The organism is Flavivirga aquimarina (assembly GCF_030540835.1).
GTDB lineage: Bacteria > Bacteroidota > Bacteroidia > Flavobacteriales > Flavobacteriaceae > Flavivirga > Flavivirga aquimarina.
This window is the reverse complement of the sequence record NZ_JAUOEK010000024.1, coordinates 72787-98875: the sequence shown is the minus strand read 5'-3', so window position 1 is coordinate 98875 and position 26089 is coordinate 72787. Positions and strand designations below refer to the sequence as shown.

Annotated in this window: 20 protein-coding genes and 1 rRNA gene; 10 read left to right on the top strand and 11 right to left on the bottom strand. The window is 31.2% G+C overall.

What is annotated here, in order from left to right; all coding sequences use genetic code 11:
• The 8 genes from Q4Q35_RS01400 to Q4Q35_RS01365 all read right to left on the bottom strand — a co-directional run.
• A 16S ribosomal RNA gene (locus tag Q4Q35_RS01400) occupies positions 1-122 on the bottom strand; the annotation flags it as partial.
• Between the two features lie 805 nt (positions 123-927).
• Entirely contained in the window at positions 928-2874 is a 1947-nt protein-coding gene (locus Q4Q35_RS01395) for a putative porin (protein WP_303276129.1), read from the bottom strand.
• 182 nt (positions 2875-3056) lie between these two features.
• Positions 3057-4457: a DUF4302 domain-containing protein gene (locus Q4Q35_RS01390; RefSeq protein ID WP_303276128.1), complete on the bottom strand. Its 1401-nt coding sequence runs from the start codon at positions 4455-4457 to the stop codon at positions 3057-3059.
• A gap of 12 nt (positions 4458-4469) precedes the next feature.
• Positions 4470-5351 (bottom strand): substrate import-associated zinc metallohydrolase lipoprotein, encoded by an 882-nt coding sequence (locus Q4Q35_RS01385; RefSeq protein WP_303276127.1) that lies wholly within the window; start codon positions 5349-5351, stop codon positions 4470-4472.
• A gap of 27 nt (positions 5352-5378) precedes the next feature.
• Entirely contained in the window at positions 5379-6878 is a 1500-nt protein-coding gene (locus tag Q4Q35_RS01380) for a RagB/SusD family nutrient uptake outer membrane protein (RefSeq protein WP_303276126.1), read from the bottom strand.
• An 11-nt stretch (positions 6879-6889) separates the two neighbouring features.
• Entirely contained in the window at positions 6890-10495 is a 3606-nt protein-coding gene (locus Q4Q35_RS01375) for a SusC/RagA family TonB-linked outer membrane protein (RefSeq protein ID WP_303276125.1), read from the bottom strand.
• Positions 10496-10646: 151 nt separating this feature from the next.
• Positions 10647-11855, bottom strand: coding sequence for a FecR family protein (locus Q4Q35_RS01370; RefSeq protein ID WP_303276124.1), 1209 nt, complete (start codon positions 11853-11855; stop codon positions 10647-10649).
• 241 nt (positions 11856-12096) lie between these two features.
• Complete coding sequence (locus tag Q4Q35_RS01365) at positions 12097-12711, bottom strand: RNA polymerase sigma factor (protein WP_303276123.1); 615 nt, start codon at positions 12709-12711, stop codon at positions 12097-12099.
• A gap of 598 nt (positions 12712-13309) precedes the next feature.
• On the opposite strand from Q4Q35_RS01365, the gene rnhB reads away from it, so the two are divergent.
• The 9 genes from rnhB (at position 13310) to Q4Q35_RS01320 (ending at position 22256) form a co-directional block, all read left to right on the top strand.
• Entirely contained in the window at positions 13310-13909 is a 600-nt protein-coding gene (gene rnhB, locus Q4Q35_RS01360; RefSeq protein WP_303276122.1) for a ribonuclease HII, read from the top strand.
• A 75-nt stretch (positions 13910-13984) separates the two neighbouring features.
• The gene (locus Q4Q35_RS01355; RefSeq protein WP_303276121.1) at positions 13985-16417 is read left to right on the top strand and encodes a ribonuclease HII; all 2433 of its coding nucleotides are present in this window, start codon (positions 13985-13987) and stop codon (positions 16415-16417) included.
• Between the two features lie 356 nt (positions 16418-16773).
• Entirely contained in the window at positions 16774-17823 is a 1050-nt protein-coding gene (locus tag Q4Q35_RS01350; RefSeq protein WP_303276120.1) for a nucleoid-associated protein, read from the top strand.
• 125 nt (positions 17824-17948) lie between these two features.
• Positions 17949-18425 (top strand): DinB family protein, encoded by a 477-nt coding sequence (locus Q4Q35_RS01345; RefSeq protein ID WP_303276119.1) that lies wholly within the window; start codon positions 17949-17951, stop codon positions 18423-18425.
• Between the two features lie 84 nt (positions 18426-18509).
• Entirely contained in the window at positions 18510-19340 is an 831-nt protein-coding gene (locus Q4Q35_RS01340) for a sigma-70 family RNA polymerase sigma factor (protein WP_303276118.1), read from the top strand.
• 57 nt (positions 19341-19397) lie between these two features.
• Entirely contained in the window at positions 19398-20027 is a 630-nt protein-coding gene (locus Q4Q35_RS01335; RefSeq protein WP_303276117.1) for an FMN-dependent NADH-azoreductase, read from the top strand.
• The gene (locus Q4Q35_RS01330) at positions 20014-20529 is read left to right on the top strand and encodes a cupin domain-containing protein (protein ID WP_303276116.1); all 516 of its coding nucleotides are present in this window, start codon (positions 20014-20016) and stop codon (positions 20527-20529) included. Before Q4Q35_RS01335 ends, Q4Q35_RS01330 begins: the two co-directional genes overlap by 14 nt.
• Before the next feature lie 175 nt (positions 20530-20704).
• A complete protein-coding gene (locus Q4Q35_RS01325; protein WP_303276115.1) occupies positions 20705-21121 on the top strand; it encodes a hypothetical protein in 417 nt (138 codons plus the stop codon).
• A gap of 223 nt (positions 21122-21344) precedes the next feature.
• A complete protein-coding gene (locus Q4Q35_RS01320) occupies positions 21345-22256 on the top strand; it encodes a zinc metalloprotease (RefSeq protein ID WP_303276114.1) in 912 nt (303 codons plus the stop codon).
• 29 nt (positions 22257-22285) lie between these two features.
• On the opposite strand, the gene lipB is transcribed toward Q4Q35_RS01320, so the two are convergent.
• The 3 genes from lipB to Q4Q35_RS01305 are packed head-to-tail and all read right to left on the bottom strand — an operon-like array spanning position 22286 to position 23950.
• A complete protein-coding gene (gene lipB, locus Q4Q35_RS01315) occupies positions 22286-22984 on the bottom strand; it encodes a lipoyl(octanoyl) transferase LipB (RefSeq protein ID WP_303276113.1) in 699 nt (232 codons plus the stop codon).
• Positions 22985-22988: 4 nt separating this feature from the next.
• The gene (locus Q4Q35_RS01310; protein ID WP_303276112.1) at positions 22989-23744 is read right to left on the bottom strand and encodes a hypothetical protein; all 756 of its coding nucleotides are present in this window, start codon (positions 23742-23744) and stop codon (positions 22989-22991) included.
• 47 nt (positions 23745-23791) lie between these two features.
• Entirely contained in the window at positions 23792-23950 is a 159-nt protein-coding gene (locus Q4Q35_RS01305) for a YqaE/Pmp3 family membrane protein (RefSeq protein ID WP_135878136.1), read from the bottom strand.
• A gap of 227 nt (positions 23951-24177) precedes the next feature.
• Here Q4Q35_RS01305 and lysS point away from each other — a divergent pair, with 227 nt between their 5' ends.
• Positions 24178-25872 (top strand): lysine--tRNA ligase, encoded by a 1695-nt coding sequence (gene lysS / locus Q4Q35_RS01300; protein WP_303276111.1) that lies wholly within the window; start codon positions 24178-24180, stop codon positions 25870-25872.
• Positions 25873-26089 lie beyond the last annotated feature (217 nt).

Sequence of the window (26089 nt, the reverse complement as noted above, 5' to 3'; positions counted from 1 at the left end):
TACGCGTTACGCACCCGTGCGCCGGTCGTCGGCGGTAGCAAGCTACCCCGTTACCCCTCGACTTGCATGTGTTAGGCCTGCCGCTAGCGTTCATCCTGAGCCAGGATCAAACTCTTCATCGTTAATTTTTTAAGTCTTGTTTGACTTGTTTTATCAACAACTAAATTTGGAATTTCTAGTACTCAAAATGGTCTATTCTCGTTTGTCGATCGTTATCGTTTCCAATAACTTTCTTACGCTGTCAATTCAATATGTTTATGAACTTTTATTTCTTGTCTTAACTTGTTTCCTTGCTAAGCGGGTGCAAATATAAAACCCTTTTTTAACTCACACAATACTTTTTAAATCTTTTTTTGAAAAAAGTTTTTTATCGCTCTTTTCGCTTTTATTTTATCGTGCTTGTCAATGAACTTCGCTACATAGACATTGTCTTTTTTAGCGGCTGCAAACATACGACCCTTTTTGTATTGCGCAATACCTTTTTTAATCTTTTTTTTATTCTTTTTTTATTCCCTTTTTAAATGCCTTGTTTTCCGCTATTTATAACTCTTTATTTTTTAAACATTTTTGGCGTTTTTGGTATTTGCACGGAAAATTGTGAGAGGATAGCTGCCGGTTTTGACACTAAATCGCTCTAAGATGTTAAATTGTGCGACGAATATTGTGCGATTATATGCGTATAGATAATCACAAATCGGTAATCTTACCTATAGATGATTTGTGACTTTTTGTATCATTTTATACTTTATTAATCAGAAACCTTTAATGGTATGCTCAATCTTTGGACTATAAAATGACTTATACGAACATCCCCGCGTTAGGGATTGAGGCATTTGTTGAAGCTCTTTTTATGTTGTTGCACATATGCAACATAAAAAAGCGACTGACGAAAGCCCGACCCTTTTGGGAAACGCCCTAGTACTTATATTATAAAAAGAAATTCCATACAATACCAAAACGTAAAGTAAAATCTCTATATGGATAGTTGGGTGCCGAATAAAAATCGTATCCTGTAAAAGATGAATTGAAATGCTCGGCTTTAAAAAAGATTCTAGTTTGCCTGATTTTTGCGTTTAAAAAGAAATCTAATCGTGGAAAGCCACCATATTCCCTTTCTGTTTGCACATAAAATTCTGCTAATAAAGGATTGTAAGCATTCATATAGTACTTAGTAAAATAATTGAAAGTTACACCTGTTTGCAGAAACATGGCCTTTTTAAATAAATGACTGGAATAATATAAAGTGTTACGGATTGTAAGTTCCGGCATATTTAATGTATTATTTTCGTCTGTTACCTTTTGATATAACACAGTATTGTTTAAGGCAAACTTACCCGCTTTTATTTCTCTATCTAATTTAATTCTTAAATAACTAATTGAATTGTCATTTTGAAACGCCTGTACTTGACTACTTGTTTCGTCCTCTTTAAAATAAACATAGTCACTTATTGTAGAATAATCGGCTGAGATATTAGCAATTTTCTTAGACTTTAATTGGAATGCCAATTGCTCTGTTTCTGTATTATTAAAATTGTTTTGCCAATTATAATTTATATAATCACTTTGATATAATAAAGCATTATAGTTTGGTGCTTTTGAGCTATGGTTTACTGATGCTATTGCCGATAAATCGTCGTTAAGTTTAAAAGTGGCTTTTGCTTTAAAAAAATTGCCGTTAAAATCGCCAGATACATTTAAACCGAACGCTCCATCTAAATCGAAACCTCTATATTTTTTATGATACTTACCTCCTGCTGAAAATATATCGCCTTTTAATCTATTCGTTATGGTATTTCCATTTAATACTACCAACTTATCGTAACCATAGTTATAATTATTACTGGTTATATTAAATTGTAAATCACCAATAATATTATTACTATAGTTTAATTGTACTTGATTATAAAAATTTTCCAATGTTGCTCGGTCTCTAAGACTAGAATTTTTAAATGCATCTCCAAAGAAAACATCTGATGCAGATTGATTATATTCATAGTATTTATCTTCAAAAGACATAATATGTCCTAAACTAAGTTTGTTTTTTGATAACGAGTCTTTTTTCCTAATGATTTTATAAGTGTGTTCTAAATGAAAACGTTTTCCTCTTATAATATTCTCTGCGTTTTCGAAATTCACTTCTAAGATAGAACGGTCTATAAACTCATCTTCCCCTGTTTCAAAATTCTCTACACTTGGATCATCTTTAAGTCCGCCATTTTCTTCGTTTAACAAATCTTGCGTTACTATATGTCCTCTAAAGTTGTAACGGTTATTTTTAGTTCTATAGTTTGTTGTAAATCTGAAATTACCTGTACTTGTTAATATGTGCTGGTACTTACCCAATGAGCGCAATCCTTTGTATGCTATCGAAAAATTGACTCGTGGTGATGTATTTACTGTAAAAAATGCGTCTAATAATTGTCCTTGTTCAAAAGCGGATTTATAAAACAATTCTGTTAGTGGCGTTGGTACACGATAATAATTAATATCTTCAATCTCCATATAATTAAAGTGCCTTGCGCGAGCACCAAAATCAGGCATTAAACTGGTATTTTGAAAATCATAGGTTAAACTATTATATGTTTGTCCTAAGTTTGAAAATGGTATTAAACCAAAATTATCCCTTCTTAAATAATTAAACTTATATTCTTTTTGAATTGTTAATGTGGTATCTACAAATGTTGTATCGTTTACATGTGAGATTATTAAGTAATCCTGAATTTTGGCTTTTTTATCCTTAGGGTCTTTCTTTTTCGTCGAATCTTGTTTCTTCACAACTGCATCCGACAAAGACCTTTTAGTCTTAGACTTTGTTTGCGCGTTTAATGGATTAAAAAGGCATATTAAAAAAAGGGCTAAAAATAGTTTCTTCATAATTATGTGTAAACGGTGCAAATGTAAATACAAAATATGATAACGTGGAAAAATGGGAAAATTATATTTTAATTTCATCATATTTTTCGAACACAAAAAACCCTACACTTACTTGATGTAAGTATAGGGTTAGATTATTACTAGCTAATTTTAATTCTTATGTTATCGGACGAATTTTTCGATTAAAAAAAGTACCCATAAGCTCTAAGCGATTCGTTATCCAAACTAGTAAAAGCTCCTGCAGCATTAAGATAATTACTGACACTTCCTCTGAATGCCCCTTCATTAGTGTAAAGCAAACCTTGAGAGCTACCGAAAAACGCTATTAAAGGCAGTACATCTGCTTCAAAAAATGCGTCGTTAGCTCCTGAAAATGGCCCTTGATACTCTAAGAACAATGTATTATCTTGAATACTTGCCAAATGACAATAATTTGCTCTAAAATTATCACCGTTAGCATCTTGCAAAAAGATCGCCAAATTAGTACAGTTACCTTCAAAATTTAAGAAAACAGCAAAAAAAGAAAATCTTAATACTCCTGGACCAAATCGATTATCTAAATTAGTATTAATTTGATCTAATACCTGTTCTTGAAAACAAGGGCTTAATAATGGATTTGTCCCGTCTGCTGTATCATAAATATACGTTGAACCTGGTAACTCAAAAATATCTTCTCCCGTAGGAACAGATGGCGACGTTTGAAGGATTCTTGCAGTAGCCCCATTTACAGTTGCTACATATTGAACTTCAGGTGCACTGGAATCTAAGATAAAATCCTTGAAGCTATTATCTCCAACCTCTAATACAGGGCTAATTGATATTGCTTGTTCTCCTCCAATTAACGTAAAAGCGACTCCAAGACTTTGCCTTGAACTAACACCTCCTGCATCTGTAGTTTCAGCATCAAAGAAAATATTATTTGGATCGTAGTTCAAAATATAACTAATGGTTTCACCTCCATTATTTATTTCCATCACAAGATTATCATACACAGACGCAGTTGCACAATCAACTTCTGAAAAAGCTTGTCTATTAGCATAAGTAATATCTGCACTAGCGACACTTTCTGTATCAAAATCTGTAAAACCTGAGGGAGACATTACAAAAACACCATCGCTACGCACATCTTTAAAAGTAATATTACCATTTTCTTCACCTGCATATTGAAATGAATTGCTCCCAAAAAAGGTATTAAATCCTGCCGCTCCATCTTGGATTAAATCCGTTATATGTCTCGATCCACTTGTAAACACTAATTCTGCCGAAGTAGTTCCTGTAACAATCTCGTATCTCGTGTCTGTAAGACTCGTAGTGCTTTTGAAATCTGATGTTATTTTAACTCTAAGATCTTCTGTAAAATTCATGTGAAAATTAATGCCTCCCACAACATCATCATTTGGAAAATATACCCCAGAAAACCCCTGCGATTCTGACAGCAATAATGTTCTTAATTCACTTATTTCTTTATCTATTCTTACTGTTGGCGAATCGTCAAATATTTCTTCAGTTCTATCTACTTCACAGGAGTTTAGAACTAGTGTTAACATTAATAAACTGAATATATAATTAATTGTTTTTTTCATTTTTATTTTTTTTTAGTCCAAACTATCTAAAAGTGCTTGATATGCTAATTCCTGTAATTCATAAAGGTCTATACCAAAATTCTCTTGAAAATACGTTAGCACAATTTCTAACTTTTGTCTTATAATTGCCTGCCCAGAAGGACTCGCACTATCAATAATTGCTTCAAAATCTGCTCTGGAGTTTGTTAGCATAGTTGCTACAATTTCAACAAAATCTTCATTTTCTTGACTTGATGCATATGCTGTAATAAATCCTAAATCCAAATATTCTGAAGGATCTGGATTACCAAACTCATCAAAACCTAAATTAAACCACTGTGCGGTATAATCTGCAGGTGTAATTAAACCAAAATCGTCAGTAAAAGGAAATTTTTGATTTAAGATATGTGCATATTCATGATGCAATGTTTGTAGAGGTCTTCTAACACTATTCACATCAGAATAATCCAAAAAGTCTAAATTAAAAAATGTAATTCTGGTACCAGCTTCTGCAATACCCAATGTTATTGTAGGGCTGTTTGGATTAAAATTAAATCCTCCTGAATATACTATTTGACGTGGCGTAATTTCTGCTATAAAATCCTCACCTCCCAATTTATTATAGGGATCGATCCAAGTTCTTTTTATGGTTTCAGACCAGCGTTGCACATCATCTTCCTTCATAGGATATAAAAATCTAGCGATATCAGTATTACTTGCTCCCCATAAGTATGATATTTCAATGTTGTAAGGTGAAACAAAATTAGATCTTAACCATACATCTAAATCTGATAGAATTGGTGTACTTGCATCTATTTGGCTTTCTTTTATGGTATCAGAAGAGTCACTGCATGAACTTATTAGTAAAGCAACTAATACAAGATTTGCCCATATTATATTTTTTATGTTTTTCATTTTAATCATTTTAAAAGTTTAACAAGGCTATCTTGGATTAGGTAAAATACCGCGAGATTGCGCCTCCGTTGGGATTTGCAATGCCCTTCTGTTATCTCCTTTAGGTAGCGTTAATGTTTCTGAAACACTTGGTGTCAACTGTCTTTCATGCTCAACTACTATATCATGCCTTTTCATATCGAACCAACGTAAGCCTTCATTATAAAATACGGATCGTTTTGTTTGTAAAATGACATTTACAAAGGGTAATGCATTTGCTGGTATCTGGTAATGTGGTGTATAAAAATCTGAATCAATTCCGAAATTGGTTGTAATATCATCAGTAGATAGTACAGCAGCACTAGTATATCCTTCAGACTTTACAGACAATAATGTATTTAAATCATCAGCTGCTAGTTGAAATTCTCCAAGCATCGCGTAAGCTTCAGCCCTGTTAAACATAGTTTCATCAGTTGTTAAAATCGGGGTTTGCACAAAAACAAGCCCTATCCCAGCTGCTTGGTTTGTTGTTCTAAAATACTCATCATATTTTGGAACGTTGAAAAACAAATCTTGGCCAAATACCGTTTCAGACCATGCCAGCCCTGCAGCATTACCATTGAAAAAAAGCTCTCTGGCTAGATCACCGCTTAATTGAAAACGCAAAGAAGCGTGATTTCTACTATACACTGAAGAACCTACTGTAATTAAAAGATTTGCTGGTTCTAGAGTTGAAGAAAACCTCAAAGCTCTTTCGCTATAACTTAAACCAGCTACCCTGTAATCATTTTCATAATCTCTTAAGTCATTAACACCAGATCCAGATCCTAAAACTTCATTACTATAATCTATTACCTTTTGCCAATCACCCTTAACTAAATAGAAACGAGATGCAAATGCATTGGCTCCTCTTGTTGTGAAATGAAATTTTGGCTCACTATAATTTAAATCATTGCCAATATATTTGAGTCCTTCAACTAAATCTGTTTCTATATTGTCATAAACTTCTTGTACAGTATGCCTTGTATATTGAGGCAGCAATGTAGTTTCTGGCTCTGTGATATAGGCAATTCCTAAATCTGACGAAGCAGTTGATGGATTATAGGCTTTTGCAAAAATACTTACCAACATAAAGTGAGCATAGGCTCTACATAAAAGTGCTTCTCCTCTTTGATTCACATCAATTACTCCTAATTCATCTAGAGAAGCTAAAGCTTGATTTGCTTGTGATATAGCCTCGTAAGCCCCATTCCAATAAAAGGTTGGTGTATCTTCATCATTATCAAAAAAATCGCCCCACTCATACATAAAATCATTTAAGCGGGATTCTTCAGCAGAAAAACTTTTATCATCTGCATTATCGGACATTGGTTCTAAAAAAGGAGTATATAAAGCTTGTGGATACGCATTAACTAAAAGCTCGCTTATTTTTTCTAAAGAATCTATCTCTGTTCTATTGTCTGGAGACTCGTCTAATATATCATCACATGATACTAAAACTAAAAATAACGTAATGACAGATATTTTTATTAAATTATATTTTTTCATAGTTCTTTTTATTAAAATCCAACATTAACTGTAAACGTATATAATCTAGTAATTGGGAATGCAACACCACCAGACCTTATAAATTCTGGATCTTGCCCAGCCAATTTTTTATCAGAATAAAACAGGAATGGATTTGTAGTTTGTAAACTTAGCCTGAAGCGACTCATCCCCAATTTTTGAACAATGTTTTTATCCAGTGAATATCCAAGGGTAATATTTTTCATTCTAATAAAATCTCCATCAGCTATACGTTCTGTAGAGTAATTGTAGGCATTATAGATCTGTCTAGAGTTCGTTTCCCCACGTCTTTGTATGAGTTGTGTTGATGGAATCACTGGTATATTAGTGATATTTTCATCTCCAGGGGTTAACCATCTATTGAGAAATTCAGTAGGAAAAACTGATAAATCTGAATAATTGGATGCGTATGCTGGATCCAATCTAATTTTATTACCTGCTGAAAACGAAATAAAGAAACTAAAATCCCAATTTTTGTATTTGAAATTATTAGCGAAACCGCCTGTAACATTAGGTAATGTTGGCCCTTCGTATTTAAGATAAGACAGTGGGTCATCGGTTGACTGAAAGTCGATACCATCTTCTGGCAAAGTAAATGTAGGATATCCATCACTATCTAATCCTTCAAAATTATATGAAAACAAAGAATTAGGAGCAAAGCCTACTGCATTACCAAACTGACCTCCTGTAATTAAATCAAATACATTGGGCTCTTGCTGTAATTCTGTAATTTCCTGATCAAGTAATGATATATTAAAACCAGAATTCCATTTAAATTCATCATTTGATACATTTACCGTATTAAGCTGAAATTCTATTCCTTTAGTTTCTAAAGAAGAGAAGTTTCCTAATTTTATGGGTTCTCCACCAATCCCAGAGGTTGTTATAAAATCTATTAAGTCTTTTCCATCTCTAAAATAAGCATCAATATTCATGGCTATTCTGTTATTGAATAAACCAATATCTAATCCTAAGTTATATTCTATTTGCTTTTCCCAGGTTAGTTCTGAGTTTTGCAAATCTATTATATCAATGGCATTTTCTCTATCTGATATAAAACCTCTATCGGTAACTTGATTTCTAAATATGGCTTCATTATTAGAAGCGGTATTAGCGATCAAAGCAGATAAACCATAAGAAGTCCTTAGTACTAAATTATTAATAATGCCCAAGTTATCTATAAAGTTTTCCCTATGAACGTTCCATCTTCCAGAAACGGTGTATGTTGGTAACCATCTGGTACCGTCAGATTTACCAGCTCTGTTGGAGCCTTCATAATTCCCTGAAAGATTCAAAACATATTTCTTGTCAAAATCATAAGTTGCATTGGCAAAAAACGTAATTTCTCTGTTTCTGGTTTCTTGAAAACCAAAATAATCATCTCCTTCCAGAATTGCTTTTCTTAGGATATCTGGATCTGTAAAAACAGTACCTCCTCTTGAAAATTGGTAGCCATAACCCGTATTAAATACAGCCGACCTATCTGTATGCCTATATTCCTGACCTCCATAAAGTGTCAATCCATGTATGTCATCTTTAAACCGCTTCTTATATTCTAAAGTATTCCTAAAGGTATATGTTGTAATCGTATTTCTATTACTTCTTAAAATACCTCCAACTGGAAGCACGACTCTTGGACTTGAATTTGGAAGTTCTGGATCTTGAAATAAAAATGTGTTTGCATCTCTTATTATAGTATTATCATTTGCTCTGTAGGCTTCTGCTGCATTTGAAAACTCTGTAGTAGCATGATCACTTGTTGAATTTGCATAGCGAGCTGTTCCTAAAAAAGAATATTCAAGATGATCATTAATCTTGTAATCTAATTGCGCTTGAAAACGAACATCGTTAACATTTAGTTCAACAGAATTATTCTCTATTTCTTGTAAAATATTGAATGGTGCCCAATTGTTACGGACGAACTCTAAATCGCCATTATTATCTCTTGGACGTATTGCTCTACTTGTATTAAGAGCATAATTAAAAGGGTTTGTATCAAATTCTCTATTGAATGAACCAAAAAAGTTATCTGATTCCCTATCTAAGGTACCTGGTGCGTTTTGATTTCTTATAGAGGCATTTAGCTGCGTAGTTATTTTTAATTTATCATTATCTCCTAAATAGTATGTGTTTCTTAAATTACCCGTTAGTCTTCTTACTCTATCTGCTATAGTCCATCCTGGGTCTGCAAAATAACCTATGGAAGCATATGTGGTACTTTTTTCACCACCTGCGGAAAAACTCAAAGTATGTGTTTGGGTAGGTGTTGGTCTAAACAATTCTTTGAACCAATTTGTGTTTGCCAATTCGTATTGTTGTAAAAATCTAGCTCTTCCTTCTGGAGTATTACTAACTTCAAAAACGCCTTGTTCATTAGGTTCTAATGAATTGTATAATAAATTATAAATACCACCGTTTCGTCCATTAACCACTCCTGTATTTGTTATTTGTCCTACTTGCTGGCTTGCCAACTGTCTGTAAATTGAAACCGTTTCTTGCGAATTCAAAAGGTTATATTCATCGTAACTCGGAATGGCTCTAACAGCATATTCTGAAGTATAATTAAAAGCTGGTTTTTGATTCCTCTTACCAGATTTAGTAGTGATCACTACAACTCCGTTTAAAGCTCTTGCTCCATATTGAGCACTTGCAGAGGCATCTCTTAAGATTTCAAAACTCTCTATATCATTTGCATTTAATCCTGCTAAAGCAGAACTTAACAAACTATTAAGATCACCAGCAACTAAGTCTTGAAATGATATATCAACAATTTCTTCTTGTATCGCACCATCTACAACCCAAATAGGTTTTGTGTCTCCTAAAATAGAAGATGACCCTCTTATTGTAATTCTAGGGGCTGCGCCAAAAGTTCCTGTTACGTTTTGAACACTCACACCAGCAGCTCTACCTTCTAGACTTCTTGTTAAATCTGGGACTGCATCTAATTTAATATCAGCCGCTTTAATAGTTTGCGATGCTCCTGTAAATAATTCTCTATCTACATTTTGATATCCAGTGATTACCACCTCGTCCAAACTTTCAGGGCTCTCTTCCATAACAATATCAATAACATCATTTAGCCCCACTGTAACATATTTAGTTTGCATCCCTACGAAACTAACTTTTAGAATATCTCCCTCGCTTGCATTTATAGCATAAATCCCATTAAAATCTGATTGCACACCTCTCGATGTCCCTTCAATTATTATGTTAACACCCGGTAATGGTAAACCATCTACATCTGCAGTAACTACTCCTGAAATTTGTTGTTGTAATTTATAATCAAGAATTTCTTCTTTTTTATTTAAAATCACTTGACGCTCATTTACAGAGTAAACAAGCTTTTCTTTATTTAAAACTCTATCTAAAATTTTATAAATGGATTTATTTTTAATTTGAATATTACCTAAAGCTTTTTTTAATTCAGGTAATACTTCATCATTGTAAATAAATACAAATTCACTTTGATTTTCTATAGATTCAATCATATTCATTAATGTAGCTTCCTTAATCTCTATTCTCAATTTTTTGTTTTGAGAATATGAATTTGAAAAAGAATACAATGAAAATACTACTAAAAAAGTGGTGAGACCCTTCATCACGAATAGAGTTTTATTTCTAAAATCCAAGAGGGAGTCGTAGAAACGTTGGTTATTTTTCATAAATTTGAATTAGTTTTTAATTAAACATTAAGCTGCCCCTATAGCAGTTTATTTTATTCAGAGAATGTTGGCGCATTCTCTGATTTTTTTACTTTAATATAAATTTTTTGTCATTTATTATTTCGAATTTAAGTTCTGTTGTTGCTGTTAAATTTTCAAGTGTTTGCTCTATTTTATCATTTAGGTCCAATTTTCCACTTACGTTTATACTTTTTGCACCAGACATATTCTCGAAAATTATTTTTACATTATAAAAGCGTTCCATTTTTCTAACAATATTTATTATTGATTCGCTTTCAAAATGTAAAAGCCCTTGAATCCACAATGTGTAGTTATCTGTGTTAACGTCTCTAACATTGGCTTTTTCGGTATTTTTATTCCATGAAGCTAATTGTCCTGGCTTTAAAATTGCTCTTTGTGTTTTAAATATGTTTTTCTCTACAACTACAACTTTACCTTCCGTTAGAACTGTTAAAATATCCGAATCTATTGGATAAGCAGATACATTAAACTTTGTTCCCAATACTTCTATCGAAATCTTCTCTTCGATAGTTTTTACTACAAATGGTTTTTCTTTATTTGTTACTACTTCAAAAAAGGCCTCTCCTGAAAGGAAAACCGTCCTCTCGTTAGAGGCGAATTTTTCAGGGAACACGAACTTTGTTCCAGCATTAAGATGCACCACTGAACCATCTGGTAATATGATCTTACTTCGCTTCCCAAAAGGTACGATTAATTTATTAAAAAGAAAGTTTTTTCCTTCATTTAATATATTGCCGTTTATGGTATCTTTTTCATTTAAAACAACATTTCCATGTTTTGTATATTCAATTAGGGACTTCTTTCTATCAATCAATAGCGGCTCTCTTGATCCGATAATTAACTGCGTATTCGATTTTCCTAAAGAATCTAAAGATATTTCACTTATCGTATTAAAATTGAAATCACTGTTCTTTTCAAAAATGGTATTAACAACCGCTTTTCCTCCAATTAATACTAATATTAATATTGCTGCATATTTATACGTTCTTTTAACAAAACTGTATACTTTATTTGGTTTATTCTTAGCATCTATTTCATTTAAAAGTTTCGTAAATACTTCTTGTTTTTCTTTTTCTGAAAGCGTGACATCTTCAGGTTTTATGCTTATTAAAATTTCTTTTAGGGCATAAATTATTTCTTTTTCTTGCGGATTTTTAAGCACATAATCTTTCCAAAAATTAGTTGTTTCTGGCGTTGGGTTGTATACCCAACTTAAAAAAGAATCATTCTCTATATATTTAGAATAAAGCTCCATACATTTTACTTTTATTTCTTATAGGGTATCAAGTCTCATTTTTGTGGACACTTTTTTAGAAGTATTCTCAAAAAAATAAATAGCATAAATCACAACAAGTTGATTATGAAGATCTTATCTTTTAGATAAAAAAAGAGAAAATTAAATAAGTTAGAAACGTAGTTATACCAGGGTTTCTTTTTTAATTTTTGGCAATTTGGAAGAATGAATATTTTAAAGAGGAACCTAAGAGGTACCTTTTTTATGAAACCATTACTAAAAGAGAATAAATATTTAAATCTGTAATATTATTTATAGTTAGGCTTTTACGCAATTTTTTTATAGCTCTATAAACCTGTTTACGTACAGAATTATGATTAATGTCGATGATTTCTGAAATCTCAATATAATTGAATCCTTTTGTAAATCTTAAATATAGTATTTCTTGTTGTTTAGCCGACAGTTCTTTAATTATACTTTCAATAAGTTTTTTTTGATGCTTTTCAACTTCTTTATCAATAGTCTTGGTTTCTATATTATATTCTGTAAAAAAAGATAGATTTTCTTGTTCTGGTAAACTATTTTTCTTTCTCGCTTTCTTCAACTCTCTAAACATAGTTCGCTTGAGTACTTTGAATAAATAAAACTTAATATTTCTAGGTGTAGAAATTTGCTTTCTGTGTTCATAGATATCTAAAAAAACATCTTGGATACAGTCCTTTACAAAACTTTTATTTGAGTTTAATTTTATACCATATGAAAACAACGCATCTATATTTGAATTATAAATGAATGAAAAAGCATTTTTATCACCATTTACAAATTTAGTCCAGACTTCTTCAAATTCTTCTTGTGTTGTTTTCTCTATAATACTCATCAATTATAATAAATGGACATGTTACAGATTAATCTTGTCCATATTGTTGTTAACAAAATGTTCTATTATATAATTTACTAAAAAAGACAAAAAAATATTTAAGTTCAGAAATTGTCAATTATTTGGGGTTTAGTATTATTTAAATACTCTTTTAAAAAGGCTTATAGGTTTAGTTAGCACAGCTACATTTATTTTACCTAAAGATTTTTACACCTAACTTCGAAACAATTTAGTGAAAATATTTAAAAATAAAGAAAGCCAGCAATAATGGCTGGCTTTCTTTTTAAATATTAGTCATCTTCTTAAAAGATAAAACTATAATATTTATTTTGAGTTAGTCGATTGCAAACATCTAAATATTATATTTAAAAAACAAAAAAACCCATGAAAAAAGTAGCTGATCATCATCAACTTGCATTTTTTCAATTATGAAATTCGTAAAATTTTAATTATTATATTTAATTATTATCATAATATTCGCTTTAAAAACAATATTTAATAATACGCTCTATCAAATTCTTATAATAATGAATAAATTTATTGAGCGTGCATAATAATTAGTATGTAAAATTATAAATTTGACAATATTCCTATTTAGATGTTATTAAAAAGTCATTCAAATTATTCTTTAGAATGTGGCACAGACGAGGCTGGACGAGGCTGTTTAGCAGGTCCTGTTACTGCTGCTGCGGTTATCTTACCTAAAAACTTCGAAAATTCAATACTAAATGATTCTAAACAGCTTAGTGAAAAAAAAAGGGAAACCTTAAAACCAATTATTGAAGCACAAGCTTTAGCATTTGGAGTAGCACATATATTTCAAGGGGAAATTGATCGCATTAATATTTTAAATGCTTCTATTTTAGCAATGCATAAATCTATAGATTTGCTAGTTAAAAAACCACAATTTATAATCGTTGATGGTAATAAATTTAAACCTTATAATAATGTTCCTTTCGAAACTATTATTAAAGGGGATGGTAAATATTTAAGTATTGCTGCTGCTTCGGTTTTAGCAAAAACTTATCGTGACATCTATATGAACACTATTCATGAAGAATACCCCATGTATAATTGGAAACAAAATAAAGGCTACCCTACTAAAGAGCATCGAGCAGCTATTAAAAAATATGGTATAACAAAATATCACAGAAAATCGTTTAAACTTCTTCCAGAACAATTAAAGTTAGACATTTAGTAAACCTTACTTACCAAGTTTTTATATGCATTATAAAATGAAAAATATGTAGGTTTGTAAAAAGTAATTTATTTTATGAGAGTCTTTTGTTTTTCCCTTCTTCTTATATTGGTTTTTAACTGCTCAAAGACTAAAAAAAATCGTTCAAAACTTATTGATTTTGTTCCGAAAAACACCTCTGTTATTTTAAAAACTTCAAATCTTGAAAGCTTAAAAAGCAGTATTAATAATAGTGATTTTTTACAAAAAGTCTCTAAAACAGACTCATACAAAAACATAGAAAACACATTAAGTATCTTATCTTATTTAAAACCTAAAAATGAGATATTGATTTGCTTATCGAAAGACTCAAAAGATAGTTTACAATATTCAATCATAACAAAACATAATCAACAATTGTTTGAAACCGATTCGTTACCAAACTATATCGAAGAGACTCTTTCTTATAAGAATAAAACCATTACTAAATCTACATTAAATAAAGACTCATTTTATAGCACTATTACAGACAGTATCTTTTTTGCTTCTTCTTCAAAAGATATTGTTACTACTCTTTTTAGTAATGCAGCCATAAATATTGAGTTAGAGAAAATGTACAACATAACTAGTGATGATAAAACCATCTCGGTTATTTTAAAACCTGACACTACATTTTTGGAATCATTTTTTATTGAAGACTCGCTTTCTTTTAAAACATTTACCAATTATATAACAGCCGATGTAAGTATAAATCAGGATGATATTCTTTTTAATGGTATTACAAAAGCTATAGATTCATCGAAAAGTTTGATCAATATTTTTAAGAATACCCTCCCTCAAGAAAATCAAACTCAAAATATTACGCCTTCTAACAGTGATGGTTTTATGAGCTTTACTTTCGATGACTATAAAACTTTAGAAACCAATTTAAACAAGTTTAATGGTAAAGATTCTATAAGTAACACCACGACGCTTTTTAATGATATTATTGAAGTTGGTATTATTTACCAAGGAAAAGACCAAGCTATTGTATTAAATTCTATTGACGTTATAGCCACTAAAGATGCTCTTTTAAGTGAAAAAAACAGAATTGGTTCTTATAGAGAAGTTCCCCTTTTTGGTTTTAGCCTTCCTGATATGTTTTCTAAAACTTTTGCGCCTTTAGTATCATTCAATAATACCAATAGGTACTGTATATTAGATAATTTTTTTGTATTTGCCGGTAGTACCGAAATGCTTCAAAATATTATTGCCAATTACCAAAACAAAACAACACTAAATAAAAAAGCATATTTTCAAGATATAAAAAACCATTTAAGCGATGCTTCATCATTAATGCAGGTAGTAAACCATACTTCTTTAAAAACTATTTTGAACAAAAACATCAAAGGAGGTTCAAATTATAAGCTGAACAATTATAACACCTCTGCCTTACAATTTATCTATGAGACTAATTTCGCGCATGTAAATGGCATCATAAAAAAGAGTAAAACTAAAGCCTTATTACATTCTGTTTCTGAAGAATTAAATATTAAATTAGATACAGACATATTAACCAACCCTCAATTTGTAAAAAATCATATTACCAAACAAAAAGAGATTGTTGTACAAGACATAAATAATAACCTTTATTTATTTTCTAATAAAGGAAAAATTCTTTGGAAAAAACAAATACAAGGCGCTGTATTGGGTACTATTAAACAAATTGATATTTATAAAAATGGTCGATTGCAGCTCGTTTTTGCAACCCCAAACAAAATTTATGTTATTGACAGAAACGGTAAGGATGTAGCACCATTTCCAATCAAATTTAATGACGAAATCACTCAACCTCTGGCTCTTTTCGATTATGACAAAAACAAAAATTACAGATTATTAGTTACACAAGGCAAACATGTTTTGATGTACAATGTAAAAGCACAGATTGTAAACGGGTTTACATTTAAGTCTGCAAATAGCACGATAGTGTCCCAGCCAAAACATTTTAGAATTGGCAGTAAAGATTACATCACACTTAAAACAAAAAACAAACTTTATATTTTAGATAGAACAGGGAGAACCAGAGTGACACCAAAAACATCTAGTTCTTATTCCAATCAGCCTGTATTCTTATACAAGAACAATTTTACAACCACAACCTCTGATGGAAATTTAATAACCATAGACTCCAGAGGAAATACAGCTGTTAAAAATTTAAACATATCAGAAAAGCATTATTTAGAAACTTCAAGTAAAACCCTTGTGGTATTAGACGAGAATAAACTAACTATTAAAAGCAAGACTACAGAGCTTGATTATGGAGATTATTCTGCACCACACCTATTCTATATCAACGATAAAATTTATGTAGCGACCACCGATAAACAAGCCAACAAAATTTATCTTTATAATAGTCAAGCAAAACTATTACCCAACTTTCCGGTATACGGAAACTCACCAATAATATTGGATAATATTGATGGAGACAGAAATCTTGAATTCGTGAGTAAAGGAGAAAACAATTCCATTATTTTATATCAAATCAACTAGCTTGTAGTCGAATTCTCAATTATTTACCTGTATATTAACATATGTATATAAATTTTGTATTTTTTTTGTATATGAAAAACTAATTTTTATCTTTAAGGCTGCTATTAATCAATTATTTACAACATTTTTTTAAACCTTCTTGAATAAGGTTTATAAATAAAAGTGATTATTTTAAGAATTTTATTGAAGTAAGAATTTAATCAATAAATAAACATTTATTTGATGAATTTAAAAACATAACGATAACCAAATCTGAAGTCCCCGGGTCTTGAACGTCAAAGCTTATGCTTTGGCGTTCTTCTTTACTCTTAATTCTAATTATTTTAATAGTATTGCATATTTAATAAGCAACCCATATGATTTCAAGAAAAAATGCCTCAATTTCAAAATTCATTATTCATAAAGTTGGAAATAAGTTTAACGATACTAAAAATGCTTTTTCTGAGAATATAGTAGATTTTGATGAAGCCAGTTACGATTTAATGCTCCCATTTTTACTACGCCCATTTACCAATGTAGTACAAAGTTACAGGTTTAACCACCATGCTAATATTTCTTTAAACGAAATTAATAGCTATTGCAAGCAGTTATTTGATGATGAAGATGCTTTTATAGATATTTCAAAACATATTGTAACTCATTTATTCGAGCAATCTACTTCGGCTAATATAAAAACCGGCGATGTTTTAATCGTACTGTTTGAAGGTATAGAATATCTGGATATGACCACTAATGCTATTGGTATTTTTAAAATAGAAAGCAAAGTTAATTTCTTTCAAACCTATTTAGAAAATAAGAGTTATGATGTATTGGTACAAAAAGGGATTAACTCTAAAAAAGTTGATAAAGGCTGTTTAGTTTTAAATCAAAATGATACCGAAGGCCCTATTGTTTTAAGTGTAGATAATAATAGCTACGATGCGCAATATTGGATAAATCAATTTTTAAATATCAAATATGCCGACGATGCTAATAACCACACCCAACAGTATATTGAGCTTTGTAAAGAATTCTCGACAGAGGTATTAAAAACTGAATACAGTGCACAAGAGCAGAACTCCTTTTTAGCTAAAACTATTGATTTCTTTAAAGAAAATGAAGTTGTAAACGTAGAGCAATTTAAAGAAGGGGTTTTTGAAGAAGAAAAGCAAATAAGACAGTTTGAAGATTATAAAAAGGAATATGAAAGTGAGCAAAATCTGATTATTAGAAACCAATTTGATATTGCCGAACGTGTAGTTACTAAAGAAAAGAAAAAAATTAAAACCGACATTAAATTAGATACTAACATACAAATTAAATTAGATATTGACGCACCAGATGCCTCTACAGAGTATTTAGAACGCGGTTATGATGATGAGAAAAAAATGCACTATTACAAAGTGTTTTTTAATGCTGAGGCTTAACTCGATTTTGCACAAAAATTTAGTTAGCTTCGTTTAACGACTAAAACATATAAAACAATTCTCATAAAATAACTCCAGAGTTCTATTAAGTTTATATCTGATTTTTTGGTTACAAAAAACATTAAATGGAAAACTCAAAACAAATTGCAACACGTTTTAAAGAAGTTCTTTTAAACGGACAATGGATTGCCAATACAAACTATAAAGATTTATTATCGAATACAACTTGGAAACAGGCTATAATTAAAATTGAATCTTTAAACACTATTGCGACTCTAGCTCAACATATTAATTATTATATAGCTGGAGTTTTAAACGTTTTCGAAGGAGGTTTACTTGAAATTAGGGATAAACATAGCTTTGACTTCCCTCCAATTAAATCTGAGGAAGACTGGAGTAAACTATTGAATGATATGTGGTCCAATACAGAAAAATTTGCAACTCATGTCGAACTAATGTCGGAAGAAAAATTACAAGGCACATTTGTAGATGAAAAATACGGAAGTTATCAAAGAAATATTGAAGGGATTATTGAACACAGCTACTATCATTTAGGACAAATTTCTTTGATTAAAAAAATGATTATAGTATCTCAAATATAGGTACAAAAAGTACCATTATTAATTTTATTTAGTCCAAAATGTCACGTTTTCATCATTTAATTTGTCATCCTATTAAACTAGAAATTGAAAAACTACCAAAATAAATTATTCCCTTATGCCTATAATGTTTTAGGCTCTGTTGAAGATGCTAAGGATGCCATACAAGATGTTTTAGTTAAATACCTCTCTATAGAAAAAACAGAGATCGAAAACGAAATGGGTTATTTAATAAAAGCTGTAGTCAACCAATCCATAAATATCAAGAAGAAGAAAAGTAAAATCACCGTTAATAAAATGTGGCTTCCAGAGCCATTTGCTACAGAAAATGCAGATGATAATATAAATAGCGAAGAAATAATATCATATTCTTTACTAGTGCTACTTGAAAAATTAACTCCAAAAGAAAGAGCGGTATTTATATTGAAGGAGGTGTTCGATTACTCACATAAAGAAGTTGCTAAAACTATTGATACTACTATTGAAAACTCTCGAAAAATATTGAGTAGAACAAAAATAAAATTGGTCGAATATAGAGCAGAGAACCAAAATAGTTCATTAAACACCTCTACCTATTTTCAAAATTATATACATATTATTAAAAATGGCGATGTAAAGAGTTTAGAAAAAATACTTTCAGAAGACATCTCTTTATCTGCAGATGGTGGTTCTAAAATAAAAGTAATAAGAGAATTAACTACTGGAAAAAGGGCTACATCAAACTTGTTACTTTATGTATATCGAACCTATCAAAAACTATTAACAATTAAAATAACAACAATAAACCATCAACCAGCTTTATTGTTTTATCAAGATGATACACTAATAAATTGTCAAATTTTTGAGCTAGAAAACAATAAAATCAAACAAGTATTTTCTGTAATCGATCCAGAAAAATTATCGTCACTCTTTTTATAAACCTGTCACGTTTTCTTTATCCGTTTTGTCATCCTATTGAAATTAAAATATCAATAGATGAAAACATTATTAAGAATAGATTGTAGCTCACGAACCGTAGGCTCACACTCCAGAACATTAGCTGATTATTTTGAAAAAAATTGGAAGCACGCAAACCCAAAAGGAAGAATTGTTTACAGAGATTTAGTAAAAGAACAATTGCCCCATATTCAAAACGATACTATTGAAGGTTTTTACACGCCTTCGGAGCAACTATCTCCTAAAACTAAAAAAGCAACAGCCTTATCTAACAAATTAATAGACGAACTAAAATCTGCTGATGAAATCTTAATAAGCAGCCCTTTGTACAATTTGAACATCCCATCTAATCTCAAGGCTTACTTAGATCAGACAGTAAGAATTGGCTATACTTTTAATATCAATGAAAATGGGTATTACGGATTGTTAGAAAATAAAATTGCTCATATAATAACAGTGAAAGGAGGTTTATATAAAGGCACCGCTATGGAACCGTATGATTTTCAAGAGCCTTATTTAAAAGCTATTTTAGGGCATATGGGAATAAAAATTCAAACACTATTATCCCTTGAAGGAACAAGTCATGCTAATGAGTTGGAACATAATAGACTTGAATTACAAAAAACCATTAATCAATTATTTAAAAAAGCAAAAAATGAAAACGAATAAAGAAAATTATTTCGAAGATAGCTTAACAAATAAGGCATCCATAATTAATCCTAATGAGGGTAAAAAATTGGAACTAAATACGACATCAATAACATTTAAAGTTACCAGTGACATGTCTAATGATCAATTGGGTGTTTATGAGATTTTACTATCTCCAATGGCTATTGGTGCAAAATTACACTATCATAGATTTATGGATGAAACATTTATTATAAATGAAGGTATTTTAACGCTACAAGTTGCAAATAAAGAATATCAAGCCCAACCGGGAGCAGTTGCTTATGTTCCCAGATTTACACCTCATGGGTTTAGAAATGACACGAATAAAATAGTAAAACTCACATTAATTTTTAATCCATCCCAAAAACGAGAAGGCTTTTTTAAAGGTTTACATGAAACATTAAATGAAGTTCCTATTGATCCGGAAAAATACTTGAAGCTGTATAATAAATATGATAGTTTTCCTGTAGATACTTCAAATATGCTACCTGTTAGAGAATAAAAGACCAGAGGTTGCAGCATGTAAAAAATAATAAAAGATTTAGTGCTAAACCTAAATGAATACATTTTAAAAGTCCGAGAAATTGTAACTTTTCGGGCTTTTTTAAACTATTCTTAAAAAAACGCAATCGTTTGTTATTTATTACATCTATAAATAAACTATGATATAACCCCATATGAAAAATACTCTTTTATTCACGACACTTTTTTTTATCTCCTTTTTATCATGTAAAAATGATGATGATAATTTTAACAATACTTGTAATGTTTTAAACCCAGTGGAAGATTTAAGTTGGTTAAAAGAGCAAATTGCCGAACTTGAAACAGAAAATTCTACTTTTTTAAAATTCATGTATTTTTCGCAAACAAAATATGACGAACAAACCGTATACGTTTTAAGAAATTGCTGCCCATATTGCAATACTGCTATTCTTGTATATAACTGTGAGGGCATTCATATTGGAACGATTGGAAATGATGATAATGATATTACTCCTGATATTTTAAAAAACGAAATAATAATATGGGAAGCCAGCAATTTTGAATGCTTTAAAAAAAAAATCTACCTCAAAAAGATTGGCAAAATGTTTTAAAAGTTTTTCTTTCACCTCTCCCATAGCAATTTCTTTTACACCAAACCCCATAATTTATGGCTATATATGAATGGCCCAATAAGTAATACCACAAATACACTAAATGATTTGCATGATTTAACGCAACCTTATACATTTCTATGCATCTAAATCACAGTATATAAGATTTCATACCCGGTTATAGAATAATGATATCCCAAATCTAAAAAGAACATATAACAACATGCCCCATAAATACCTGTTTTTTTTACTAGCAATCGCTTTAATAATATTCTGTTCTGCTTGTACCAAAGATACCCCCCAAGAGAATAACATCCCCTTTGATGAAGTGATTACTATTCCTGTAGTTATACATGTCGTTAATTATAAACCAGAACCATTTACCATTAGTGATGAAAAAATCCGATCACAAATTGAGGTATTAAATCAAGATTTTAGGAAAAAGAATCCGGATCATATAAAAACACCTGATGAGTTTATTGGTTTAGTAGCAGACATCGCTATTGAATTTTCTTTAGCAACCATAGACCCTAATGGCAACCCCACAACAGGAATAATAAGAACAGAAAGTGACGTAACAGGATTTGATGGTAAAAGTATAACAGATGAAACCCCCATTGAAGACCTAAAGTTATACTTTACGAATAAAGGCGGGCAAGATGCATGGCCCAGAGATAAGTATTTAAATATTTGGATTGCCGATTTAAGTGATCGCTACGGAAATTTAGCACTTGCCGGTTATGCTCAGTTTCCAAATTCAGACCCAAAAATAGATGGTGTCGTAATTGACCCTAGAGTATTTGGAACTTTACCTCCATTAGAGCCTATACATAGCTTAGGTAGGACGGCTACTCATGAAATTGGGCATTGGTTAAACTTAAAACATATTTATGGAAAAAATGGGGATTGCGAAGATGGTGACTTAGTTGATGATACACCCAGTCAGGAATCTGAATACAATGGTAACCCAACGCATCCTCAAAATTCTTGTAACAGTAATGACATGTTTATGAACTTCATGGATTATGTTGATGACCAATCCATGTATATGTTTACCTTGGGTCAAAAAAGAAGAATGCGAAATCTCTTTAATCCAGGTGGTTTAAGAAGAGAATTATACCTTAACAATAGATAAAATACCTATAATAATTTTTTATATGATTATTAAAAGAAGGTTGCCTCGAAAAGATTAGCAAAATGTTTTAACAGTTTTTCCTTTACCTCATCCATAGCAACTTCTTTCACACCAAGTTCTACATTTAATGATGTTACTGCTTTACCACGAATACCACAAGGGATAATATTATCAAAATACCCTAAATTGGCGTTTACATTTAAAGCAAAACCATGCATAGTCACCCAACGACTAGCACGAACACCCATAGCACAAATTTTGCGAGCAAATGGCGTACCTACATCTAACCAAACACCAGTTTCACCCTTACTGCGTTCTGCCTTTAAACCATATTCAGCTAAAGTTAAAACAATCATTTCTTCTAAAAAACGAAGGTATTTATGTATATCGGTAAAAAAGTTTTCTAAATCTAAAATAGGGTATCCCACTACTTGTCCGGGACCATGATATGTAATATCACCACCACGATTAATTTTATAAAAAGTCGCGCCTTTTTCAGTAAGCTGTTTTTCGTTTAAAAGTAAATTAGACAAATCGCCACTTTTACCCAAAGTATAAACATGCGGATGCTCTACAAATAAAAAGTGGTTTTTTGTTTGTAGATTGGTCTCTTCCCGTCTATTCTTAACTTTGGTATCTACAATGGCTTTAAATAAAGCCTCTTGATAATCCCAGGTTTGTTTATAGTCTTTAAAACCTAAATCTTCCAGTACAATTTGCTTATTCAAAATACTAATTTTCTAATACAACCTCTAAATTTAAGGCTTCAGGATTCGATATATATTCCATAAAACCAAATTCTACAGTAAAACTTTTTCTATCGGCACTAAACATTGCCTTTTCGTTTGATACAGATTTAATTGGTTTAGGGAAATGATAATTTAGCTTATACATAGAAGACCCAAACATAACAGCCATTTCTCCCAAGCTATCTGTAACTTGTTTATATGCTTCTTTATCAACTATTTTGGCCGTACGCTTAAATTTTTTGCCATCATAATTATAATTAAGTGTGGTACTTCCATCTGTTCCAAGAGAAGAAAAAGGGTTAGGTTTTTTATTAGCCTGATCACCAGATTTTCCATTCATCCCACCAAAACTATTCATGGCTTTAAACATATCCTGAAGCTCACTTACTTCTTTAAAATCCGTGTACATATCAAATTTCATTTCTGATGTTTCCGGATTCATAACCATATGCATATTAAACGGCTCTAAACGTTTTAATTTTAATTGCTCTTCTTCCGACAGTTTAGAAATACTATCGCGTTTTGCTTCAAACAATTCTTTAAAACTAAATGTAGAATCTATAGCTTCTTCTTGTCCTTTACTCATTTCTTCTCCTGCCATTTGCATAAGCTGGGTACCATCAAAAGAAAATTCCATTCTACCAGAACCATCCTCTTTTATATATATGTTTTCTGAAAATTGACATCCGGTAAAAACAATAGAAAAAATAAAAACGATAAGTGCGTTAAATCTGTTCATTATAATTAAATTTTGGGTTTTTAATTTAGTAAACAAAGATACGCCTTTTATCTATTTGGGTTATTTATAATAACAAGGGCTGCAATAACTCCGGGTACCCATCCGCAAAGCCATAATAAAAAAACAATAAAAATAGAGCCACAACCTTTATCAATAACTGCTAAAGGCGGGCAAATAATAGATAGTAAAACTCTCCAGAAACTCATACTTTGATTTACTTTTATAGATTGATGATTAATTGTTTGACGTTATCGTTTCTATTTTGTTACAATTTATATTAGAAGTTGTTAAGAAAATCTCTTTTGCCTGTTTTCTACAAAAAATCATAACAGATACCCCTTGTAACAACACAAAAAAATCGCAAATCAATCATCGTAAATCGTAAATCAAATGATTATCTTTGTGCCTTTAAAATTCACATAGTATTTAAAATATGTCGCAATTATCAGAGCAGGAGCTTGTAAGAAGAGAAAAGTTAGCAAAATTACGTGCATTGGGTATTAATCCGTATCCAGCAGATTTATACCCAGTAAGCCATACCTCAAAACAGGTAAAAAGTGAATTTGAAGCTGGTAAAGAAGTGATTATTGCAGGTAGATTGATGTCTAGAAGAATTCAAGGAAATGCGAGTTTTGCAGAATTACAAGATGGCGATGGAAGAATTCAGTTATATTTTAACAGAGATGAAATTTGCAAAGGAGACGATAAAAGCAAATACAATGATATTTACAAAAAACTTCTTGATATTGGCGATTTTGTTGGTATCAACGGAGAACTTTTCACCACAAAAGTGGGGGAAAAAAGTGTAAGAGTTAAAGATTTTAGCCTGTTAAGTAAAGCACTAAAACCACTACCATTACCAAGAACGGATGCTGATGGTGTTGTACATGATGCGTTTACAGACCCCGAACAACGTTACAGGCAACGTTATGCAGACTTGGTGGTGAATCCACAAGTTAAAGATGTCTTTGTAAAACGTACAAAATTATTTAATGCCATGCGTTCATTTTTTAATGACGCAGGTTACTTCGAAGTTGAAACACCTGTTTTGCAACCTATCCCCGGAGGTGCCGCAGCACGTCCGTTTATAACGCATCATAACGCCTTAGATATTCCATTGTACATGCGAATTGCCAATGAGCTGTATTTAAAACGATTAATAGTTGGTGGTTTTGATGGAGTGTATGAGTTTTCTAAAAACTTTAGAAACGAAGGCATGGACAGAACACATAATCCTGAGTTTACCGCTATGGAAATTTATGTGGCTTACAAAGATTACAATTGGATGATGGATTTTTGTGAGCGTTTATTAGAGCACTGTGCTATTGCTGTAAACGGAACCACTAAAGTTACTTTTGGTGATCATAATATAGATTTTAAAGCACCTTATGCCCGTGTAACGATGGCAGATTCTATTAAGCATTTTACAGGGTTCGACATTATCGGAAAAACGGAAGACGAGATTCGACAGGCTGCTAAAGACTTGGGAATTGAAGTAGATGATACCATGGGTAAAGGCAAACTTATTGATGAAATTTTTGGTGAAAAATGCGAAGGTAACTATATACAACCAACATATATTACAGACTATCCAAAAGAGATGAGCCCGTTGTGTAAAGAGCATAGGGAAAACCCAGATTTAACCGAACGTTTTGAGTTAATGGTTTGTGGTAAAGAAATTGCAAATGCCTATAGCGAACTTAACGACCCTATTGATCAGCGTGAACGTTTTGAACACCAACTTAAATTAGCGGCCAAAGGAGATGATGAAGCTACAGAGTTTATTGACCATGACTTTTTGCGCGCTTTAGAATATGGCATGCCACCAACATCGGGTATGGGAATTGGTATGGATAGATTGATTATGTTTTTAACAAATAATCAATCCATACAAGAAGTCTTATTCTTTCCTCAAATGCGCCCAGAGAAAAAACCACTTGCTATAAGTGATGAAGCTAAAGCTGTTTTAGAACTTTTGAAAAAAGCTGAGAAACTAGAACTTATCGATTTAAAAACGCAATCTGGTTTATCCAATAAAAAATGGGATAAAACCATCAAAGAATTAACCAAAAACAGTCTTGCTAAAGTTGAAAAAACCGATGATGGATTGTTTGTTACAATAGCATGATTTTAATTTAATTCACTTGGCTTGTTTATCCTAAAAAAATCAACAACCTCTATATTTCCTTATTGAAGTAACATTTTATCTTAATTTACTGCTTCAATGATAGTATAGAGCAATATTTTGAATGAAAAGAGAAATCTTATGTTCTCTTTTCAGAATATATTAGCACAACTACATTATTGTAATATATTCTTAGTACTGAAACAACTAAATATTTATT

What these genes read in the sequence shown, in the direction of transcription:
- Q4Q35_RS01395 (WP_303276129.1), bottom strand. Translation starts at nt 2,874, where the DNA reads ATGAAGAAACTATTTTTAGCCCTTTTTTTAATATGCCTTTTTAATCCA.
- Q4Q35_RS01390 (WP_303276128.1), bottom strand. Translation starts at nt 4,457, where the DNA reads ATGAAAAAAACAATTAATTATATATTCAGTTTATTAATGTTAACACTA.
- Q4Q35_RS01385 (WP_303276127.1), bottom strand. Translation starts at nt 5,351, where the DNA reads ATGAAAAACATAAAAAATATAATATGGGCAAATCTTGTATTAGTTGCT.
- Q4Q35_RS01380 (WP_303276126.1), bottom strand. Translation starts at nt 6,878, where the DNA reads ATGAAAAAATATAATTTAATAAAAATATCTGTCATTACGTTATTTTTA.
- Q4Q35_RS01375 (WP_303276125.1), bottom strand. Translation starts at nt 10,495, where the DNA reads ATGAAGGGTCTCACCACTTTTTTAGTAGTATTTTCATTGTATTCTTTT.
- Q4Q35_RS01370 (WP_303276124.1), bottom strand. Translation starts at nt 11,855, where the DNA reads ATGGAGCTTTATTCTAAATATATAGAGAATGATTCTTTTTTAAGTTGG.
- Q4Q35_RS01365 (WP_303276123.1), bottom strand. Translation starts at nt 12,711, where the DNA reads ATGAGTATTATAGAGAAAACAACACAAGAAGAATTTGAAGAAGTCTGG.
- rnhB (WP_303276122.1), top strand. Translation starts at nt 13,310, where the DNA reads ATGTTATTAAAAAGTCATTCAAATTATTCTTTAGAATGTGGCACAGAC.
- Q4Q35_RS01355 (WP_303276121.1), top strand. Translation starts at nt 13,985, where the DNA reads ATGAGAGTCTTTTGTTTTTCCCTTCTTCTTATATTGGTTTTTAACTGC.
- Q4Q35_RS01350 (WP_303276120.1), top strand. Translation starts at nt 16,774, where the DNA reads ATGATTTCAAGAAAAAATGCCTCAATTTCAAAATTCATTATTCATAAA.
- Q4Q35_RS01345 (WP_303276119.1), top strand. Translation starts at nt 17,949, where the DNA reads ATGGAAAACTCAAAACAAATTGCAACACGTTTTAAAGAAGTTCTTTTA.
- Q4Q35_RS01335 (WP_303276117.1), top strand. Translation starts at nt 19,398, where the DNA reads ATGAAAACATTATTAAGAATAGATTGTAGCTCACGAACCGTAGGCTCA.
- Q4Q35_RS01330 (WP_303276116.1), top strand. Translation starts at nt 20,014, where the DNA reads ATGAAAACGAATAAAGAAAATTATTTCGAAGATAGCTTAACAAATAAG.
- Q4Q35_RS01325 (WP_303276115.1), top strand. Translation starts at nt 20,705, where the DNA reads ATGAAAAATACTCTTTTATTCACGACACTTTTTTTTATCTCCTTTTTA.
- Q4Q35_RS01320 (WP_303276114.1), top strand. Translation starts at nt 21,345, where the DNA reads ATGCCCCATAAATACCTGTTTTTTTTACTAGCAATCGCTTTAATAATA.
- Q4Q35_RS01310 (WP_303276112.1), bottom strand. Translation starts at nt 23,744, where the DNA reads ATGAACAGATTTAACGCACTTATCGTTTTTATTTTTTCTATTGTTTTT.
- Q4Q35_RS01305 (WP_135878136.1), bottom strand. Translation starts at nt 23,950, where the DNA reads ATGAGTTTCTGGAGAGTTTTACTATCTATTATTTGCCCGCCTTTAGCA.
- lysS (WP_303276111.1), top strand. Translation starts at nt 24,178, where the DNA reads ATGTCGCAATTATCAGAGCAGGAGCTTGTAAGAAGAGAAAAGTTAGCA.